Here is a 17,987-nt window from a genome sequence, read left to right as displayed (position 1 = left end):
TTGTGCGCCCCAGTTCCAGCAGCTTTTTCTGCCCGCCGGACAGGTTGCCTGCTTTTTCTTCTTTCAGATGGTCGATTGTCAGGAATTCGATCACTTCGTCGGCCTTGGCCAGCAGCGCCCGTTCTTCATCGGCGATACGCTTGCGGCCAAACCATGTGTTCCACAGCACCTCACCTGATTGCCCGCCGGGGACCATCATCAGATTTTCGCGTACTGTCATCGAGGAAAATTCATGTGCGATCTGGAAAGTACGCAACAGACCCTTGTGGAACAGTTCGTGTGGGGGCAGGCCGGTGATATCTACGCCCTTCATTGTGACGCGCCCTGACGTTGGCTTAAGAACGCCCGCGATCACATTGAAAAGAGTCGTTTTTCCGGCGCCATTGGGGCCGATCAATCCGGTGATTGTGCCTTCCTCAATGGTCATCGTCGCCCCGTCTACGGCGCGAAAGCCACCAAAGGTCTTGACCACATCTTCAACGACGATCATTCAGCATCCCCTTGCGCACGACTTTGGACGTGTCTTGTTTTGCAAAACGGCGCGGGTAAACCCGCGCCGTTCTATGCTCAACCAATCCGATTAACGGTAGTTGATTGTCGCGTATACGCCGTCGGTGAATTCGATTTCCTGATAGCTACCGGCAGATTCGCCGGGTCCGATCAGTTCAACCGCAGATGCACCGACATAGTCGACATCCTCGCCTGCAGCGATCAGCTCCAGACCTTTGGCCAGTTCACCGGGCAGAATTTCGACACCTGGTGCGTTGGCCACATCAAAGATATGGTCCTTGAAGTCGGCAGAGTCTTTTGACCCGGCCGCCTGCATTGCAAGCATGATCAACGCGGCAGCGTCATAGGATTCGGGTGCGAATGCACCCGTGCCGTCAAAACCGGCAGCAGCGGCCAGTTCGACAAAGATGCCTGCACCGGCATTGTCGGTGCCGGGATATGCGCCGAAAGTGCCGTTCAGTTCGGACCCGAAAGTGTCATTCAGAACCGCACCAACCATGCCGTCAGGCAGGTAGAATGTGTCGAATGCACCTGTGTCGAGCGATGAACGGATGATGCCGGACCCACCTTGGTCAACGTAGCCTGCAACAACCAGCAATTCACCACCGGCAGATGCCAACGCGCCGACTTCAGCGGAATAGTCCGCCTTGCCGTCTTCATGTGCCGCAGAGATCGTGACCGTGCCGCCAGCCGCTTCGAAAGATGCCTGGAATGCGTCAGCTAGACCTTTGCCGTAATCGTTGTTTGTATAGGTCAGCGCAACTTCGCTGATACCGCGGTCCTGCAGAATTTCGGTGATGATCACACCCTGCCGCGCGTCAGATGGCGCTGTGCGGAAAAACAGCCCGTCGTCTTCAGCGCTCGACAGGCCGGGAGATGTGGCCGATGGCGAAATCATCACAACGCCGTTCGGACGGGCGACGTTCTGCAGGATCGCACCGGTGACGCCGGAACAGTCAGCGCCCATGATGGCATCGACGTTGTCGGATGTGACCAGACGTTCGGCTGCGGCTGTCGCGGCACCTGCGTCGATACATGTGCTGTCACCGCGCACGGATGTGACGGTCGCACCGCCCAGCAGCGCGCCGCTGTCGGTCACTTCCTGCATGGCAAGCTCAGCGCCGTCACCCATGGCGGGTGTGATGGATTCAAGCGGGCCGGTGAAACCAAGCACAACGCCGATTTTCACTTCTTCGGCGTGTCCTGCCGCAAAAGCGCCACCAGCCATCATTGCGACCGCAGATGTCGCCAAAAGTAGGTTTTTCATATTTTTCTCCCAAGTTGGATATTTTTATCCTGCGCGCCAATTTAACAGGACGTTTCCAAAAGGAAAGACGGAACGCGAGGTCTTTGTCCCTTTCGGGGTGGACTTGTCAGGCAATTAGACTGCAATGGCCGTCAGTGACCTTCAACGGTGACTTCGACGGCGTCCCAGTTCTGGGCCAGCATGTCGTCCTCGGTGATCCAGTATTGCACCACGCCCTTGTCTTTCCACATCCAGTTAACCAGTTGGTCAGAGTGCAACTGCAACAGAAGATGATGGTGTGTGTGATCTGACACGGCGGTTTGAATTTCGGTTCCCCGACCAAACATCTGATGCCAGCGCCCTTTGGAGGCAATGCGGTATCTGCTGTCAATGTCGTCGCGGACGTCGAAAGGCAGTTTGGCATAGACCTCGGGGCTTTCGTTGGCGGCGGCTACCAAGGTTGCTGTCGTGGCTTCTTCGATACTCAAAAGCTCGCCTTGCGTGAATTGATAGAACGGCTTGAAGGGCGCAGTCTGGCCGCCCGTATCGCGGATTTGCGCAAAGTAGCGTTCGAATGTCGCGACATCGTCCAGTGTCATCTGGTCCCACGGTTCATGTGATACCGCCCAGATGCTGACCTCGTCCACGAATTGAGAGAATGCATCTTGGTCGTTCAAAAGCGTATCAAGCGCCGCTTGATAGCTGCCGCCGTAATCCTTTACGCGTTTCCTTACCTTGTTGATGGTATCTTCCACATCGTCCCGTGCCAGACGGATGGACATCGTGAAACGGTGCGCCGAATCCCAGAAATAAGGCCGTGCAAAATCGGGCAGGGTCTTGCGGTAATTCATGGGAGAGAGATTGCCGGACGCCTGACGGGGCAAAAGGTCTGCCATCAATTCGCGTGCGTCGTCGTCCTTGTTTTGTCTGGCCATTGGCAAGAGAACGAACTCGACAGGCCAGCGCGGAAAGGTGTCGGGCGCGTTTTCGCGGGCGTAGCCTTTGACGTAATAGCCCCAGTCCGGGCCGTCATAGATCGGTGCGATATCTTCGGGAGGGTCCGTCGCTGTGTTCGCGATCCGGGGCAGATAGATGACTTTCCCGCGATGCGGTCCGTCGGCGGACGTGGTCATGAAGAACGCCATCGCGCCGGATGTGGGCATGCCCTTGGGCAAAAGCGGGTCAGGGACCGTGCCAAGATCGATCTGGGCAAGATGATGCATCGCGCGCCCGTCCGTGTCTCTGGGCCATGGCGTATCACCCAGTGTGGGCAACCCACCCAGCCAACTTGTGCCACCGAATTCCACGTCCAGATCGAACCGTTGCAGGCGCACGAGGGCCACACCGGGGGTCCGCACAAAGGTCTTGCCGCGCAGATCACGCCGGTCGATTTCCTTTGCCAGCCGGTCGATCTCGTCGGGTGACAATGCCGCCAGACGGTTGGTGGCGATAATCCTGTCGACATTGGCGCGAAAGGCGTCCCCGGTCTTGAAGCCGGCAAGGCGCGAGAAAACGATATAGAGTTCGTCATCCTTGATCTGTTCGGGGTCTTCGTCGGGTGAAAGCTGTCGCTGCAAAGGCGCGGGTGCGGGCTGTGGAGCCCTTTCAAGCGGGGCAACGGCGAGGGGTGTCACGGGCTTTTGCGCTGGTGGCGCGGACGCAGGTTTGCGCCTGAACATACCCAGCGCGTAAGCTGCTGCCACAAGAACAGAAAGAATGCTCAGGGCGGTCAGTCGCAATTCGGTGTCGCCGGTGAATTCGGCGTAGAGGGCCAGACCAATTGTCGGAACGGCCAGAAGGAGAACAAGTTTCTTGAAGAAATCTGTGACCATCGCGGCCTGTCAGACCGACAGTCGGGCAGCGTGACTGCCGCGTTCGCGGTAAGGCGTCGTGTCATAATGCGACCGGTAGCATTTTGAAAAATGAGAAGGTGAAGCAAAGCCACACGCCAGCGCCACGTTGATGACGGTCATATCGGTTTGCATCAGCAGGTTGCGGGCCTTTTGCAGGCGCAGTTCCATATAATAGCGCTTGGGGCTGCGCGACAGATACCGCCGGAAAAGCCGCTCAAGCTGGCGGGTCGACATGCCCACATCCTTGGCGAGGATCGCAGGGCTGATCGGGTCTTCGATGTTTTGCTCCATCATCTGGATCACGCGGCTCAGCTTGGGGTGGCGTACACCGATCCGGGTCGGAATCGACAGGCGCTGCGTGTCCTGATCGGTCCGAATGGCCGAATAGATCAACAGGTCGGCGACCGCATTGGCCAGATCTTCGCCATGCTGGTCGGCGATCAGCTTGATCATAAGGTCTATCGAGGCCGTGCCACCTGCAGTGGTAATCCTTTTGCCATCGACCACAAAGACCGATTTGGTCAAATTGACCTCTTCGAATTCCTCGGCAAAACTGTCCTGGTTTTCCCAGTGGATCGTCGCTTTCTTGCCATCCAGCAGGCCGGCTTTGGCCATGGTATAACCTGCCGTACAAAGTCCGGCTATCGTCACGCCTCGGCGCGATTCCCGGCGTATCCAATTCAAAAGCCGTTTCGTTGTGGCCTTCTGAACATCGATCCCGCCACACAGCATAACGGTATCTTCGCGGTCCAACTCATCAAGGCCACCGTCAACCCGAAAGATGCAGCCGTTCGAACAGGCAGCTTCATCGCCGGTCTCACTTACGATCAACCATGAATAAAGGTCTTTTCCGGCAGTTCGGTTGGCAATGCGCAGGCTTTCGATCGCTGCGGCAAAGCAAAGCATGGTGAAGTTTTCCATGAGGACAAAAACGAACCTGCGGGGTTTGCCTGCATGATCAACTTCAACAATCTGGGGTTCGTCTGACATCGCCGGTTTCCGTGGTCGGGTATTACGAAAACGACCTCAACAGGTTTGAAAGCTGCCCACAAGAGGCAATATGACCCCTACAGGCAGGTTTCCTGCAGTAAAACTTCGTGATTTTCCCATTGGCGCGCCGGACGCTCCGCGTTATACGCTGGGCCTGATATCGCTAACTGACCTCTTATATGGAGCAAGACAATGACTGACTGGCAAAAATCTGACTGGCGCAAAAAGCCCCGGGTCCAGATGCCTGAGTATACCGATGCAGCCGCGCTGAGCGCTGTTGAAGGTCGTCTTGCGAGCTATCCACCGTTGGTCTTTGCAGGCGAAGCACGCAACCTCAAAAACGAGCTTGCCGCCGTCAGCCGTGGCGAGGCCTTCCTGCTGCAGGGTGGCGATTGCGCCGAAAGCTTTGCCGAGTTTTCAGCCGACAGCATCCGCGATACATTCAAGGTGATGCTGCAAATGGCGATGGTCCTGACCTATGGCGCAAAAGTGCCCGTGGTGAAGGTGGGTCGTATGGCAGGCCAGATGGCCAAGCCGCGTTCGGCCCCGACTGAAACAGTGAATGGCGTGGAGCTGCCCAGCTACCGCGGGGATATCATCAACGGTTTTGATTTTACCGCCGAAAGCCGCAACCCTGATCCCGAGCGGATGCTGCAGGCCTATCTGCAAGCTGCCGCGACGCTGAACCTGTTGCGCGCCTTCTCGACGGGTGGTTTCGCGAATGTGCATGAGGTTCACAAATGGACCCTCGGCTTTACCGACAGCAACGAGGTCGCGAAATACAGCGACATGGCTTCGCGCATCAGTGACACGCTCGACTTCATGGAAGCAGCCGGGCTGAGCACGGACCGGAACCACGAGTTGCAGACCGTGGATTTCTATACCAGCCACGAAGCCTTGCTGCTGGAATACGAAGAGGCGCTTTGCCGTCTGGATTCGACCTCCGGCAAGTGGCTGGCTGGCTCCGGTCACATGATCTGGATCGGTGACCGCACGCGCCAGCCCGATGGCGCGCATGTGGAATTCTGCAAAGGTGTGCAGAACCCCATTGGTCTCAAGTGCGGCCCAAGCATGACGACAGGCCACCTCAAGGCGTTGATGGCGTCACTGAACCCCAATAACGAAGCAGGGCGCCTGACATTGATCGCCCGCTTTGGTGCGGGGGCCGTGGGCGAGCATCTGCCGCGTCTGATCAAAGCCGTAGAAGAGGAAGGGGCCAATGTGGTCTGGACCTGTGACGCGATGCACGGCAACACGATCAAATCGTCTTCAGGCTATAAGACACGTCCGTTCGAAAGCGTGCTGCGCGAAGTGAAGGAATTCTTCGCGATCCACAACGCCGAAGGCACCGTGCCGGGTGGCGTGCATTTCGAGATGACGGGAAAGGATGTCACCGAATGTACCGGTGGTGTCCGTGCGGTCACCGACGAGGACCTGTCCAGCCGCTACCACACGGCTTGCGATCCGCGTCTGAACGCATCGCAGTCGCTGGAACTGGCGTTTCTTGTGGCCGAAGAACTTTCTGCACGTCGTAACACGATCGGGCAGGCCAAAGCCGGTTGATCAGCCGTTATTGATGACAATTCTGAGGGCCGGGCGCAGTACGTCCGGCTTTTTTTCTGGCGCGCGGTGAATCAGCGTTTTGTGATCCAGTTGCACCCCGACCGGTTCATGCCTGATCCGTGCGTCTGGCGGGATCGAAAAGCGTCGCGGCCGTGTTCCGGGGTCTTGATCGGTGACCAAAGCGCCCAGAATACGGGTCGTCCTGTCGTCCTTGTCACGCAGCGGCAAAAGCAGCATCGTCGCCTTCAATGTCGGCCGAAGCAGACTGCAGGGTGACATAAGAGGAATACCGACGATGGCGGGCGTCGTGAATGCGGTCTCCAAAAGCGATTGCAGTTGTTCGCGGGCATCCGGCATGAACAATGTACTCAACGGCATCCCGCGCGCGTCCATTTTCAGAAGATCATGCAACCGCTGCCCCGCAACCCGAAAGCGGGCTGTGCCCGGTGCAACCCGTTGCAGGATAAAGGCGTGGGGCAGGGCATGGTCGATCTTGCTGGGCGCGATGTCGGTGCGGGCAGGCAATTGTTGCGTATGGCGCAGGGTGTGCCAGTAGTGTTCAAGATTTTGCAGGACCGGATCTTGAAGTCCTGGCATTTGCGCGTTGCGTCGTTCCTTTGATTGCTTGTCCATGTGCGTACTCATTCCATCGTTACCCAGCCTCGACATGAGGCATACTATTTCACTGTTATGATTGCCTCCTAGCAAACTCTGTCGCGTTAACCATTTAAGAAAGTGTTAAATGGTTAACGGGTCGGCAGGCTGCCGCCCCCTTGCTCCCTCTTGCAGATTGGCTTTAGGTGCACAGGCAATTACAGACAGGCAGCACTCTATATGACACATTCCATGACAGCCTTCGCAAGCCGGACAGGTACATCTGGTCCGATATCCTGGAGTTGGGAGATGCGGGGCGTCAACGCACGTGGGCTTGATCTGCGATTGCGGTTGCCCGATGGCATTGACGGGTTGGAGCCTGCACTGCGATCTGCGCTGACGACAGCATTGGAACGGGGCAACGTTACAGTGAACTTGCGCCTGAACCGCGAAGAAACGGGTGGCGCGCTGGCGGTGGATGAACCTCATCTGGATCAAGTGCTCAAGGCGCTTGATCAGGTGCAGGAACGCGCATTCGCGATGGGAGTGACCTTGGGCCAGCCCACGGCGGCCGATGTCTTGACCCAGCGCGGTGTCTTGATCGCGGCAAACGCCGAAGAAGATACCGCAGCCCTTGCCGCCGCTTTGATTGCAGATATCGGACCTTTGGTGGCCGATTTCGTCGCGATGCGGGCAGTCGAGGGGGCCGCACTTCAAGCCGTCGTTACAGATCAGTTGGACCAGATTGCAGCATTGACCAAAGCCGCGGCAATCGCCGCCCAAGCGCGTGCGCCGCAAGTAAAGGAAAACCTGACGGCTGCTTTGCGCAGGGTGATGGAAGCTGTCGGTGACATCGAAGAAACGCGGGTCGCGCAAGAACTTGCGGTGCTTGCCGTGAAGTCTGACGTGACCGAAGAGATCGACCGCCTCAAAGCCCATGTCGCTGCTGCGCGTGACCTGTTGGCAGCAAGCAAGCCTGCGGGCCGCAAGCTCGATTTTCTGGCGCAGGAATTTAACCGTGAGGCGAATACGCTTTGCGCCAAGGCCCAAGCCTCCGCGCTGACGGCCATCGGGCTTGACCTCAAGGCGGTCATCGACCAGATGCGCGAACAAATTCAGAATATGGAGTAACCGATGTCCCGACGCGGTCTATTGATCATCCTGTCATCACCTTCCGGGGCGGGAAAATCCACATTGGCGAGCCGTTTGCGTGCTTGGGACGACACGCTGCAATTTTCGGTCTCTGCCACGACACGCGCCCCGCGTGAGGGCGAGGTAAATGGCGTGGATTACTATTTCGTATCCGTCCCTGAATTTCAGGATCAGGTCGCACAGGGCGGTATGCTGGAACATGCGCGGGTGTTTGGAAACTATTACGGATCCCCCAAAGCGCCTGTGCAGACCGCCATCGAAAGTGGCCGCGATGTCCTGTTTGACATCGACTGGCAGGGCGCACAGCAAATCAGCAATTCGTCCTTGCAGGAACATGTCTTGTCGATCTTCATCCTGCCTCCCTCCATCACTGAATTGCACCGCCGCTTGATCAGTCGCGGGCAGGATTCGCCGGAGGTTATTGAAGGCCGGATGCAGAAAAGCTGGGATGAAATTAGCCACTGGGACGGCTACGACTACGTGCTGGTCAATGACGATCTGGATGCCACGGAACAGCAGCTCAAGACGATCATCAGCGCCGAGCGTTTGCGCAGGTCGCAGCAACCGGACCTTGTTGATCACGTCAGGAAACTACAATCGCAATTTGGAGAACGGACATGAGCCTTTACGCACTTGGTGATCTTGCCCCGCAGGTTGACGAAACCGCATGGGTCGCGCCCGGCAGCCATATCATCGGGGATATTGTTCTTCAGGCCAAAGCCTCTGTCTGGTTCGGCTGTACGCTGCGCGGTGATAATGAACGCATCATGATCGGCGCAGGCAGCAACGTGCAGGAAAACTGCGTAATGCATACCGATATGGGGTTTCCGCTGACAATCGGCGCGGGCTGCACCATCGGACATAAGGCGATGCTGCACGGGTGTCAGATTGGTGAGAATTCCTTGATCGGGATGGGCGCCACCGTGCTGAACGGGGCCGTTATCGGAAAGAACAGTCTGATAGGGGCGGGGGCGTTGATCACCGAAGGCAAGGTCATCCCCGATGGGTCATTGGTGATGGGTGTCCCGGGCAAAGTCGTCAGAGAGCTTGATGAGGAGGCCATAGAGAGCTTGCGCTTGTCCGCACTGCACTATCAGGACAACGCGGCGCGGTTCGCGCGTGATCTACGGGCGCTGTCCTAGACGTCGTTGGTGATGGGTGGCACGATCAACAGGTCAAAATCGATATCCGGGGCATGTGCATGCACTTCTGCGCGCACCATATTTGTGTTTGGCATGTCTTCTGTGATCACTCTGTAACGCCCGGCAAACCTAAGTTCCTGAAGCCTTTCGGCCACCTCGATCGCGTCGAAATCAGCACCAATCAGAGGTGAGAAGATAAATTCGGGTTGAATCCGGTGCAACATATCGTCATCGAAATCACCAAATTCCGTAAAGCTGCACCTGTCAAACGCAGTGGTCGGACGTCCCTGTGCCTGCCAGCGTGCAAGATCGCCAATGACAAGGATAGCCCGCGTGGATTTGTATTCTTCGTCTGCACACTGATGCGCGTCGTGCCTTCGCGCAAACTCATTCATTGGTATTGCCGTCTCTTCGTGGTTAACGCAGGTTGTGAATGATTATGGGGCAAGGAATCCATAAGGCAACCTTGGGTTGCCTTATGGGGGTGGTTTTCCTCAGGAGACCCGCGCCCCGAGGTTTCTGAATGGATTGAAAAGGCATAAGAAAACGGTATGAGCGTTGAACAAATTGTTTCCGTAATACATGCACTTCCGATGGCCGTCTTGCTGATCGGTCGTGATGAACGCGTGCGCGCGGCAAATCCTTGTGTCGATGCGATCCTCGGGACGGATTTGGTGGGCAAACACTATATCACGGCCCTGCGCCAGCCCGCAGTGATCGCAGCGATCGGAGAAACACAGCGCTCCGGCGCGGCGCAGGTCGTGCGTTATAACGGACGGTCCGGACCCAAGGACACGGTCTACAAGGTAAGTGTCGCTGCCGCTGATGGCGATATTCTTTTGACCTTCGAAGACCAGACTGCAGCAGAAGAAGCCGGACAGATGCGGCGGGATTTTGTGGCGAACGTCAGCCATGAACTGCGCACGCCTCTGACCGCGTTGCTGGGTTTCATCGAGACACTGACCGGTGCCGCGCGCGATGATCCTGCTGCACGTGATCGTTTCCTCGGCATCATGGCGCATGAGGCGAACCGGATGACGCGGCTGGTCGATGATCTGATGTCACTCAGCAGGGTCGAAGAAGATGAGCGTGTGCGCCCGCGCGAGCACGTCGATCTGGCGGCCTTGCTGTCCTCTGTGATCAAGGGGTTGGAGCCGCAGGCCAGCGCGGCGGGCGTGACTGTGACGCTCGATTTGATGACAAGTGATGAAATTGTGCCCGGGGATGCGGGCCAGTTGGTGCAGGTTTTCACAAACCTTGTTGAGAACGCCATCAAATACGGCGCCTCCGGCGGTGAAGTGTCGGTCAGCCTGATGCCGCGCGAGATGCACCAGCGATTACGGCGGGAAGCCGTTCAGGTCAGCGTTGCGGACAGGGGCGACGGCATCCCCGAACACCACATCGCCCGACTGACCGAGCGATTCTACCGTGTGGACAACCATAGATCGCGCGAAGTGGGCGGAACGGGGCTGGGGCTTGCGATTGTCAAGCATATCATCAACAGGCACCGCGGGCGGCTGCTGATTGAAAGTGCGGAAGGTGAGGGGACGAAGGTTTCGGTTTTTCTGCCCGTCAGCGCCGTGTCATAGGATATTTGCATGATTGTCATGATATGTCGTCGGATTGTTGCACAGGGTTGCAACAAGCGCTGGTATCGCCATTTTCGGTCACCATACCCCTCGCGCGTGACACCTTTGATTTCCGCGCCCCGGTTGGTTAAACCAATGGTGCTGCTGTCGCGGCTACTGGCACGCGGTCTGACGCAGCCTTCTTTGAAAAAGCACGGAGAGGGATTATCTTCACGATGATTTTCCTGCTAAACATGAATAAACATCCTGCGGCGCAAATGCGAGCGCCCATGTTAGGAACCCAGATATGGAAGATATGATCCCTATAGACCAAAAGATGAGCACGATGCAGGATTCCAAAATCAGTGCCCGTGGCGTCCAAGTCTATTATGGCGATACCCATGCCATCAAGGATGTCAGCGTCGAGATTGCTGACAAGACTGTCACGGCCTTTATCGGTCCATCCGGCTGCGGCAAGTCCACTTTCCTGCGTTGTATCAACCGGATGAACGACACAATTTATTCAGCGCGGGTCGTTGGCGATATCCTGATCGACGGCGAGGACATCTACGATCCCAAGGTCGATCCGGTGCAGTTGCGCGCCAAGGTGGGCATGGTATTTCAAAAGCCCAATCCCTTCCCGAAATCGATCTACGACAACGTGGCTTACGGCCCCAAAATTCATGGGTTCGCCCGCAACAAGGCCGAGCTGGACGATATCGTCGAAAAATCGTTGCGCAAAGCCGCACTTTGGGGCGAGGTGAAGGACCGGTTGGATTCCCCCGGTACCGGCTTGTCTGGTGGACAGCAGCAGCGTTTGTGCATTGCGCGCGCGATTGCGACAGCACCCGAGGTGCTTTTGATGGACGAGCCCTGTTCTGCGCTTGATCCGATTGCCACGGCACAGGTCGAGGAACTGATCGACGAATTGCGCCGGAGTTTTTCGGTCGTCATCGTCACGCACTCCATGCAGCAGGCGGCACGTGTCAGCCAGAAAACAGCATTTTTCCACCTGGGTAGCCTTGTGGAATACGACGACACCGACAAGATTTTCACCAACCCGCAGGACCCGCGCACGGAAAGTTATATTTCCGGCCGGATCGGCTAAGGAGCTGTCATGATGAACGAACATATTTCGTCAGCCTACGATCGTGATCTGGAAGGCATTACGACCCTGATCATGAAGATGGGCGGCCTTGTGGAAGAGGCGATCCTGAAGGCCGTGAAATCGCTTGCCGACCGCGATGTCGAACTGGCAGAAGAGGTGCGCGCGGGTGACAAGGTGATCGACGCCCTCGAAATCCAGATCAACGAGGAAGCCGCACGCACGATTGCGCTTCGTGCTCCTGTTTCCAAGGACTTACGATCTGTTCTTACGGTGTTGCGTTTGGCTGCGTCGCTTGAGCGAATTGGTGACTATGCGAAAAATATCGCCAAGCGCACCAGCGTTCTGGTTGAGATGAACTCTGTCAGCGGGTCCGATGTTGCCCTGCGCCGCATGGCACGCGAGGTCGAGCAGATGTTGAAGGACACGCTTGATTCCTATCTGCGTGGCGATGCCGATCTTGCCGAGGACGTGCGCCAGCGCGATCAGGAGGTGGACCAGATGTATAATGCCCTGTTCCGCGAATTCCTGACCTTCATGATGGAAGATCCGCGCAATATAACCGCCTGCATGCATCTGCATTTCATGGCCAAGAACATTGAACGTATGGGTGATCTGACCACCAATATGGCCGAACAGGTGATCTATCTGGTGACCGGTGAAATACCCGAAGAGGCCCGGCCAAAGGGTGACAGGACAGCTTATGTGACTGATCCGGGTTAAGCGAATGGTACAAGAACCGCATGTCCTTATTGTTGAGGATGAGGCCGCCCAGCGGGAAGTGCTGGCCTATAATCTGGAGGCCGAAGGGTTCCGCGTGACCCGCGCCGAAAACGGCGAAGAGGCGTTGCTTTGTGTTGATGAGGATGCGCCGGATGTGATCGTGCTTGACTGGATGATGCCCAATCTGTCGGGGATCGAGGTGTGCAGGCGCCTGAAGAACAAGCCGGACACACGGAGTATCCCGATCATCATGCTTTCGGCGCGGTCCGAGGAGGTGGACAAGGTCCGCGGCCTCGAAACCGGTGCAGACGATTATGTGGTGAAACCCTATTCGGTATCGGAACTGATGGCACGGGTGCGCACGCAGTTGCGACGGGTGCGTCCAGCGACCGTGGGTCAGGTCTTGACCTATGATGATATCGTACTCGACGCGGAAACCCATCGGGTGATGCGTGATGAAACCCCGTTGAAACTCGGCCCGACAGAGTTTCGGCTTTTGTCCACATTCATGGAAAAACCGGGTCGCGTCTGGTCACGCGATATGCTGCTTGATCGCGTCTGGGGGCGGGATATCTATGTCGATACACGGACCGTTGATGTGCATGTGGGCCGTTTGCGCAAAATCCTGACAGAACACGGAGGCAGTGATCCTGTCCGCACCGTGCGCGGGGCAGGGTACGCGTTGGGTTAGCGTCCCCGCAGTCCGTTGTGGGCCAAAGCCCCATCGACCTTTGCAAACCCATACCGGATTGAAACGGTCGCAAGATCATGCACGACGATCACAAATTTGGCTGAAGATACTGGGCAATGATAAAGACGACGTAGGCAACCATCATAGCGATCCCGATTGGCCGCGTGAGCCTGCCCACCGCCATCATCCAGACGGCAAATCCGATGGCCACCCCGACCGTCACCCAAAGTTCCATACCCAGCAGGACAGGATCGACATCGAGCGGCTTGATCATTGCAGTGAGCGCTATGATCGAGAGGATATTGAATGTGTTGGACCCGATGATGTTGCCAAGGATCAGCCCGACGGATTGTTTGCGCGCTGCAGCTATACAGGTTGAAAGCTCTGGCAGGGAGGTGCCGAAGGCCACGACCGTCATGCCGATCACGGCTTCGGGGACACCAATCGCGGTTCCTGTCTGTACGGCCCCCTTGACCAGCAATTCGGACCCGACAGCCAGCGCCGCCAGACCACCCAACAGGATCACGACAGCGCCTTGTATCGTCGTGATGCCAACACTGGCTTCTTCTTCGTCATCTTCTTCGATGACGATGCTGTCGGTCTTGTACTGATAGACAACGAAAGCGACCAGAATGGCGAACATCATCAGGCCAAAGACCAGACTGAAGCTGTCCGTGAGCATACCATACGCCATGATCGCCGTTGCCAGCAGCATCATACCCAGATCTTTCGCCAAATGCTTTGGGTCTGCCGTGACTTTGAAAACAAAGGCCGTGGCACCCAGCACCAGCAGGATATTGGCGACGTTGGAGCCCAGAACATTGCCCAGCGCAATTCCCGGATAGCCCTGCAAGTTGGCGTTCACGGAAGTAAACAGTTCTGGCACCGATGTGCCGAAAGACACGATGGTCGCCCCGATGAAAAGCGGCGACAGGCCGGTGCGTTCGGCGACGAAAACGGCAGCATCGATGGTCCAGTCCCCACCCTTGATCAACAGATAAAGGCCGAACGCCATCGCGCCTGCGGCCAGAACAAAAAGCTCGTAGGTGGTAAGTTCAACCAACGTTTATGTCCTGAATTATCGTCTTTTGCGCCGCAGTTTGACCGGCCAGATAAAGCATTTGGAAAGGGAGTGTAATAGCAATTGTCGCTACCGTCTGAACTGGCAATTTCTTTTCCCCGCTATTCCCTGTCCCCTCTACATAAGGCGCAACAGGCAGCTTTAAAGATGCAAATATGCCGTTGTTCTAAAAAGCAAAAGGGAGCGGTGCTTTCGCGCCGCTCCCAGCAGTGTTTTCGCTTTGGTGGGGCTACTGCGCCGCCACTTTGGACCTTGTCATTTGCGCGAGGAAATAAAGAGCGGCGGCTGAGCCGATGCCGATCAGATCGGTAATCAATCCCCCGGCGATCATGCAAAGGGCGGCAAACAGAAGCCCGATCCGGATAGGCCAAGCCGCGCGGTCTCCGACCCACCAGCCCTGAACGCCCGATGACAGCAGGAACACGCCGAATATGGCGGTGATGGCGGCGCGGGTCACTTCGAACCATGCGCCGTCCATCAGGATCGCACCGTTATAGAAGAACATGAAAGGCACGATGAAGGCAGAGATACCGATCTTGAATGATGCCATCGAGGTCGCCATGGGGTTTGCCCCCGATATCCCTGCTGCTGCATAACTGGCCAAGGCCACAGGTGGCGTGATGGCCGAGACAACAGCGAAATAGAACACAAAGAAGTGCGCCGTCAGCATCGGGATTCCCAACTGCACAAGACCGGGGGCAACGACCGACGCGGCAACCGCATAGGCCGCCGTTGTCGGCATCCCCATGCCCAGCAGGATCGCAATGCACATGGCAAAGAAAAGGGCGAGCAACTGGTTAGCTTCGGCGATGTTCAGCAGCACCGAAGAGAACCGGGCGCCGACACCGGTCAGCGAGATGACACCGACGATGATACCCGCACAGGCACAGACCGCGATGATCTGGATCGACATGACGCCCGCCAGCTCGAACGCCTTGGTGACGGAACGGAGCCCCATCCTGTAAGGCGTGAACCAGCTGACCACAGCGGCAGAGGCGGTGGCCAATGTGCCCGCGCGGATCACGGAATAGCCCATGAAGAGCGCCCCGATCAGAATGACGATCGGCAGGAACAGGAACACGCGTCGGACCATCTGTTTCAGCTTGGGCAATTCATCTTCGCGCATCCCGCGCATACCCAGTTTTGCTGCTTCGAAATCGACCATGAAGTAGATCGACACGAAATAAAGCGCCGCCGGAATGATCGCGGCAATCGCGATATCGGTGTATGGGATGCCCGTGATCTCGGCCATGATGAACGCACCGGCGCCCATGATCGGCGGCATGATCTGCCCGCCGGTCGATGCCGCAGCCTCGACCGCGCCAGCCGTCGTCGGCTTGTAGCCGACCTTTTTCATCAGCGGGATCGTCAAAGACCCTGTCGCGACCACATTCCCCGCAGAGGTGCCGTTGATCATGCCCATCAGGCCGGATGCAAAAATCGCCACTTTTGCGGGACCGCCACGGGCACGACCGGCAACGGCAAAAGCGAAGTTCACGAAATAATCCCCGACCTTAGAGGCCTGCAGGAAGGCCGCAAAGATGATGAACAGGATGATATAGGTCGAAGACACGGCGGTTGTCGGCCCGAGAATACCCGCATCGGTGTAGACTTGGCTGAAGAAACGCTGCCATGTGATATCAGGCGCATTCAGGAAGCCGGGAAGCAGGTCGCCGATAAAGACATAAAGCAGGAATACACCTGCAATGACGATCAGAGCCATGCCCGCGACACGGCGTGTCAGCTCCATGATCAGTGCGGTGCCTGCAACGGCGGCAATACTCATCCCGATGGGGGCGAAGGGTGTGCCGGTCGAGTTCCGCATGAGCGTACCGAAAATGGTGATCAGGTAGATTGCAACGGCAATACCGCAGACGCTGAGCACCAGATCGGCAGGTGCGATGGTTCCGCGCATCCGCGGCCGTATCCAGCCAAGAACTGTCCCGGCAATGGTCGCAGCGATCAGCGGGTAGCCGTAATGATATATCTCTGCCGTGCGGATCCCTTCATCAAGACCGTTCCACATCACCCCAGCTTGGATTTCCGCAGCGAAACCAAGTGCAGTGTAGCACGCATAAAGGGCAGGCAGCAGGGCAAGGTAGGCCAGATATTCCAGCGGGCCATGTGCGTCTGCGCCCTCGTCGGGAAAGGCGCGGGCCGAATAAAGCGTGAAGCCAAGGATCAGCGCACCAGCGATGTGCACGATGCGAAAGTTCCATGTCTCCATAGGAAAGACGGGCAGGAAGGGCAGCTCTATGCCGGTCCATGCCTCGACCGACCAGCCGTTGAGGGCCGCCATGTGGAAGATTGCATAAAACGCCGAGATGCCGGCGACGACAAAATATGTCCGTCCGGTGAATATCCGGCGGTTATGTTCGACCGGTTCTTCATCGACACCATCGGCAAGGACAGGGCCCTCGGTCTGGTCGTCTTTTTGGGTATCGGTGTTCATTCTATTGTCCTCGCATGCGGCCAGATTGCCCTGACGGACTTCAAGCGTGCATCAATCCTGTCGGGAAAATCAAGTATGCCGGGGCCGCGCGCAATGGCGCGGCCCCGGTTGATCATGGCTTAGTTGCCAAAAATCTGGTCGGCTGGAATGTCTGCGCCAGCGTTCTCGATGAACCACTCGGCGGCACCCGGGTGCCAAGGCAGAACGCCTGCATTCTTGGTCCAGTTCTCGGGCAGCGTGGAACGGGCCGCACGGTGGATGTTCACCATACGCTCGTTGTCGGACATGACGACATCGACGGCCGCCTTGACGAACGAGGCTGGCAGTTCGCAGTTTGCAATCGCAAAGTTCCACATCGACACAGAGCGCGCGGGCGCTTCGAGTGTCGTGTATGTGTCGGCTGCAATTTCGAAATCCGCCACAGGGAAGGCCGCTTGAATCTTGGCCTGCTCTTCTTCGGTGAACTCGATGATGTTCACGTCGGTTTGAACTTCCAACTGGCTGACAGCAGGCACAGGTACACCGGCTGCGAACGCGATCACGTCAAGCAAACCGTCCTGCAACTGGCCACCAAGGTCGCCCCAGCCGCCGTTGCGGCGTTCGAAGTTGACGCCCAGTTCTTCCATCATGCGCGGGAAGTAGGTATCCGATGTGGACCCTGCTGGGCCAAAACCGATGCGCGCGCCGTCAGGAATATCCGCGATGGTTGTAATCCCCGATGATGCCAACGTCGTGACCGAGAACGGCGTCTGATACATTGGGAACATCGCGCAGGCGTTGGTCATCTGCAGGCCGGGTGCGATCGGGTTTGTGCCGGCGATGGATTCCGCTGCCGGACCCATCGTCGTCATGCCGAACTGTGCGTCACCTGTGTGAACAAGCGCCATGTTCTGCATCGGGCCACCGGTGACTTCGCCGCCACCTGTCAGGCCAAGCTCTTCTGCGACAAGGTTCGCCCAGCCAGAACCGTAGGCAAAGTATGTGCCGCCCTGGGATGCTGTACCAACGGTAAAGCTGTCTGGCCAATCGGCTGTGTGGGCGTCGGCGAATGCGGATGTGGCCGTCAGGGCCGTTGTCGCGATAAGTGCTGCGAGTTTCATATGTGTGTCCTCCACTGGAATTATCTGATCCCTCCCGGATCAGGTCGTGACATAATGCACTGTGAATGCAGTTAGGCCGGATGTCAGGGACTTCCACCAAAGAGAGCTATCAAAACAAGAAGGCTGTGCCCATGTTTGCGATAAAATGTAACATTTCACCGACCACATGGGTCGGTTGCGGGGCAAACCGCCGAAACCGTGGGTCGAAAAGGGGACA

17 protein-coding genes are annotated in these 17,987 nt (G+C 57.2%); 8 read left to right on the top strand and 9 right to left on the bottom strand.

All coding sequences use genetic code 11. The annotated features are described in order from the left end of the window. The 4 genes from R6T97_RS07790 to R6T97_RS07775 form a co-directional block, all read right to left on the bottom strand. A partial coding sequence (locus tag R6T97_RS07790; RefSeq protein WP_410348720.1) for an ABC transporter ATP-binding protein occupies positions 1-490 on the bottom strand: 490 nt, incomplete at its 3' end. Positions 491-580: 90 nt separating this feature from the next. Beyond that, positions 581-1,777, bottom strand: coding sequence for an ABC transporter substrate-binding protein (locus R6T97_RS07785; protein ID WP_410348719.1), 1,197 nt, complete (start codon positions 1,775-1,777; stop codon positions 581-583). Between the two features lie 131 nt (positions 1,778-1,908). Beyond that, positions 1,909-3,588, bottom strand: a complete 1,680-nt coding sequence (locus R6T97_RS07780; RefSeq protein WP_410348718.1) for a DUF1963 domain-containing protein — start codon at positions 3,586-3,588, stop codon at positions 1,909-1,911. Between the two features lie 9 nt (positions 3,589-3,597). Then, positions 3,598-4,599 (bottom strand): GlxA family transcriptional regulator, encoded by a 1,002-nt coding sequence (locus R6T97_RS07775; protein ID WP_410348717.1) that lies wholly within the window; start codon positions 4,597-4,599, stop codon positions 3,598-3,600. Positions 4,600-4,791: 192 nt separating this feature from the next. On the opposite strand from R6T97_RS07775, the gene R6T97_RS07770 reads away from it, so the two are divergent. Beyond that, positions 4,792-6,162 carry a class II 3-deoxy-7-phosphoheptulonate synthase gene (locus R6T97_RS07770; protein ID WP_410348716.1) on the top strand — a complete coding sequence of 457 codons (1,371 nt, stop codon included), beginning with the start codon at positions 4,792-4,794 and terminating at the stop codon, positions 6,160-6,162. Here the strand turns inward: R6T97_RS07770 and R6T97_RS07765 are convergent, their stop codons facing one another. Beyond that, a complete protein-coding gene (locus R6T97_RS07765; protein ID WP_410348715.1) occupies positions 6,163-6,795 on the bottom strand; it encodes a PAS domain-containing protein in 633 nt (210 codons plus the stop codon). Positions 6,796-7,008: 213 nt separating this feature from the next. Here R6T97_RS07765 and R6T97_RS07760 point away from each other — a divergent pair, with 213 nt between their 5' ends. Genes R6T97_RS07760 through R6T97_RS07750 form a run of 3 tightly spaced genes read left to right on the top strand, consistent with a single transcriptional unit; the run spans position 7,009 to position 9,050 of the window. After that, positions 7,009-7,887, top strand: a complete 879-nt coding sequence (locus R6T97_RS07760) for a YicC/YloC family endoribonuclease (protein WP_410348714.1) — start codon at positions 7,009-7,011, stop codon at positions 7,885-7,887. Between the two features lie 3 nt (positions 7,888-7,890). Then, positions 7,891-8,529, top strand: a complete 639-nt coding sequence (gene gmk / locus R6T97_RS07755) for a guanylate kinase (RefSeq protein WP_410348713.1) — start codon at positions 7,891-7,893, stop codon at positions 8,527-8,529. After that, positions 8,526-9,050, top strand: coding sequence for a gamma carbonic anhydrase family protein (locus R6T97_RS07750; protein WP_410348712.1), 525 nt, complete (start codon positions 8,526-8,528; stop codon positions 9,048-9,050). Before gmk ends, R6T97_RS07750 begins: the two co-directional genes overlap by 4 nt. Here the strand turns inward: R6T97_RS07750 and R6T97_RS07745 are convergent. Beyond that, entirely contained in the window at positions 9,047-9,445 is a 399-nt protein-coding gene (locus tag R6T97_RS07745) for a hypothetical protein (RefSeq protein WP_410348711.1), read from the bottom strand. The genes R6T97_RS07750 and R6T97_RS07745 overlap by 4 nt on opposite strands. A 156-nt stretch (positions 9,446-9,601) precedes the next feature. On the opposite strand from R6T97_RS07745, the gene R6T97_RS07740 reads away from it, so the two are divergent. The 4 genes from R6T97_RS07740 (at position 9,602) to phoB (ending at position 13,137) form a co-directional block, all read left to right on the top strand. Beyond that, positions 9,602-10,639, top strand: coding sequence for a sensor histidine kinase (locus R6T97_RS07740; protein WP_410348710.1), 1,038 nt, complete (start codon positions 9,602-9,604; stop codon positions 10,637-10,639). A gap of 325 nt (positions 10,640-10,964) precedes the next feature. Beyond that, entirely contained in the window at positions 10,965-11,726 is a 762-nt protein-coding gene (gene pstB / locus R6T97_RS07735; RefSeq protein ID WP_410348723.1) for a phosphate ABC transporter ATP-binding protein PstB, read from the top strand. 12 nt (positions 11,727-11,738) lie between these two features. Then, positions 11,739-12,446 (top strand): phosphate signaling complex protein PhoU, encoded by a 708-nt coding sequence (gene phoU, locus R6T97_RS07730; protein ID WP_410348722.1) that lies wholly within the window; start codon positions 11,739-11,741, stop codon positions 12,444-12,446. Between the two features lie 4 nt (positions 12,447-12,450). After that, a complete protein-coding gene (gene phoB / locus R6T97_RS07725) occupies positions 12,451-13,137 on the top strand; it encodes a phosphate regulon transcriptional regulator PhoB (RefSeq protein ID WP_410348709.1) in 687 nt (228 codons plus the stop codon). 88 nt (positions 13,138-13,225) lie between these two features. Here the strand turns inward: phoB and R6T97_RS07720 are convergent, their stop codons facing one another. From R6T97_RS07720 to R6T97_RS07710, 3 genes are all read right to left on the bottom strand, one after another. Continuing rightward, positions 13,226-14,200 carry a calcium/sodium antiporter gene (locus tag R6T97_RS07720; RefSeq protein ID WP_410348708.1) on the bottom strand — a complete coding sequence of 325 codons (975 nt, stop codon included), beginning with the start codon at positions 14,198-14,200 and terminating at the stop codon, positions 13,226-13,228. A gap of 247 nt (positions 14,201-14,447) precedes the next feature. Next, positions 14,448-16,670 (bottom strand): TRAP transporter permease, encoded by a 2,223-nt coding sequence (locus tag R6T97_RS07715; protein ID WP_410348707.1) that lies wholly within the window; start codon positions 16,668-16,670, stop codon positions 14,448-14,450. Positions 16,671-16,789: 119 nt separating this feature from the next. Further along, positions 16,790-17,770 carry a TAXI family TRAP transporter solute-binding subunit gene (locus R6T97_RS07710; RefSeq protein ID WP_410348706.1) on the bottom strand — a complete coding sequence of 327 codons (981 nt, stop codon included), beginning with the start codon at positions 17,768-17,770 and terminating at the stop codon, positions 16,790-16,792. Positions 17,771-17,987 lie beyond the last annotated feature (217 nt).

Origin of the sequence: Yoonia sp. (assembly GCF_046498525.1) — a bacterium.
Lineage (GTDB): Bacteria > Pseudomonadota > Alphaproteobacteria > Rhodobacterales > Rhodobacteraceae > Yoonia.
Note: the sequence above shows the minus strand (reverse complement) of the source record. Positions and strands in the feature narration are given on the sequence as shown.

Bases quoted from the DNA above. Each gene is read 5' to 3' on its own strand.
- R6T97_RS07715 (WP_410348707.1), bottom strand. From the start codon at position 16,670: ATGAACACCGATACCCAAAAAGACGACCAGACCGAGGGCCCTGTCCTT.
- R6T97_RS07770 (WP_410348716.1), top strand. From the start codon at position 4,792: ATGACTGACTGGCAAAAATCTGACTGGCGCAAAAAGCCCCGGGTCCAG.
- R6T97_RS07745 (WP_410348711.1), bottom strand. From the start codon at position 9,445: ATGAATGAGTTTGCGCGAAGGCACGACGCGCATCAGTGTGCAGACGAA.
- R6T97_RS07740 (WP_410348710.1), top strand. From the start codon at position 9,602: ATGAGCGTTGAACAAATTGTTTCCGTAATACATGCACTTCCGATGGCC.
- phoB (WP_410348709.1), top strand. From the start codon at position 12,451: ATGGTACAAGAACCGCATGTCCTTATTGTTGAGGATGAGGCCGCCCAG.
- gmk (WP_410348713.1), top strand. From the start codon at position 7,891: ATGTCCCGACGCGGTCTATTGATCATCCTGTCATCACCTTCCGGGGCG.
- R6T97_RS07780 (WP_410348718.1), bottom strand. From the start codon at position 3,588: ATGGTCACAGATTTCTTCAAGAAACTTGTTCTCCTTCTGGCCGTTCCG.
- R6T97_RS07760 (WP_410348714.1), top strand. From the start codon at position 7,009: ATGACAGCCTTCGCAAGCCGGACAGGTACATCTGGTCCGATATCCTGG.
- R6T97_RS07775 (WP_410348717.1), bottom strand. From the start codon at position 4,599: ATGTCAGACGAACCCCAGATTGTTGAAGTTGATCATGCAGGCAAACCC.
- R6T97_RS07785 (WP_410348719.1), bottom strand. From the start codon at position 1,777: ATGAAAAACCTACTTTTGGCGACATCTGCGGTCGCAATGATGGCTGGT.
- R6T97_RS07750 (WP_410348712.1), top strand. From the start codon at position 8,526: ATGAGCCTTTACGCACTTGGTGATCTTGCCCCGCAGGTTGACGAAACC.
- R6T97_RS07710 (WP_410348706.1), bottom strand. From the start codon at position 17,770: ATGAAACTCGCAGCACTTATCGCGACAACGGCCCTGACGGCCACATCC.
- pstB (WP_410348723.1), top strand. From the start codon at position 10,965: ATGCAGGATTCCAAAATCAGTGCCCGTGGCGTCCAAGTCTATTATGGC.
- phoU (WP_410348722.1), top strand. From the start codon at position 11,739: ATGAACGAACATATTTCGTCAGCCTACGATCGTGATCTGGAAGGCATT.
- R6T97_RS07765 (WP_410348715.1), bottom strand. From the start codon at position 6,795: ATGGACAAGCAATCAAAGGAACGACGCAACGCGCAAATGCCAGGACTT.